At 35.9% G+C, this 1,025-nt stretch carries 1 protein-coding gene; it reads left to right on the top strand.

What is annotated here, in order from left to right:
- Positions 1 to 1,025 (top strand): hypothetical protein (locus tag DNK84_RS12630; RefSeq protein WP_162902452.1); only part of this gene is annotated, 1,025 nt, incomplete at both ends.

Raw genomic sequence — 1,025 nt, 5'->3', positions numbered from 1 at the left:
GGGAGTTCCAGAAGTTGAATGGAAACAGTCTAAAGCTTTGCTATTATCTATCAAATCATTTAATGATCTAGAGTTTATTAATTTATATCAGTCTGAAAAAGAAGCCAGGGAGTTAATGGACATTGGAACCTCAAGTATGATGATATTTGATGCCCCAGAGCTTTATAGAGGGGATGCGGATTTATCAAAGATTAATTTAGAGCAGGATTTGCGTGTGCTTGAGGCAAGCAGTAATGACGATCAAGATACTAAAACACTGCCTTTAGAGGCATTATCAATCAAAAATGGTGAATATGGTAAAATTTATATTAACCCGGATTTAAAGGATAATGGTGTTGACTATAACTCAACAAAACTTTATGCGGAGCTTATTGAAGATGACAGTGATTATGAGATCACCCTACCGATTACCCGTAATCGCCAGACATTTGAGCAATGGAAATCAGAAGAAGGTTTTGTCGGTGTTTATTTAGATACGGATTGCACGAGTATCAAAGATGATGAGGCTTGTCCGCTGAATATTGCAATCACAGGGATTGATCATCCATTAGTTGGTGCTTTATTGGTAGCGGAGAATTCGTCGATGCAAATGAGAATACCGGTATTTATTAATACGGATATAAGCCTTGAGAGAACGATTAGTTACTATGAGAAACGGTTTAAACCTGGTGTTTCAGTGGATGATTTTTTTGATCCTTTTACATTTGATGATTCCTATTATGATTATTATGAACAGAGGCCGTTTTATATAGGCATTAAGAATATGTCGCATCAAGAAGTTGATGATGTTTCATTGTTATTTTCAGAGGAAGCTCGGAATAAAGAGCAGTTACAGCATTTACGTGTTATTGGTTCAGGTGAAATTGATCAGGTGATGTCAGAGTTTAATCAGTATTTTAAAGATATGGGCATTCAAAAATCAGATGTGTGTCTTGATGGTGTTATTCCACCGGGTGGATGTAAGTTAATTATTATGGGTGGTAATACAGTTCCACTGGGAACATATGAATTTGATTTTATGATTT

The organism is Facilibium subflavum (genome assembly GCF_003574485.1).
In the GTDB taxonomy this organism is placed as follows: domain Bacteria; phylum Pseudomonadota; class Gammaproteobacteria; order Francisellales; family Francisellaceae; genus Facilibium; species Facilibium subflavum.
The sequence above is the reverse complement of the archived record's forward strand: the minus strand, read 5'-3'. Positions and strand labels throughout refer to the sequence as shown.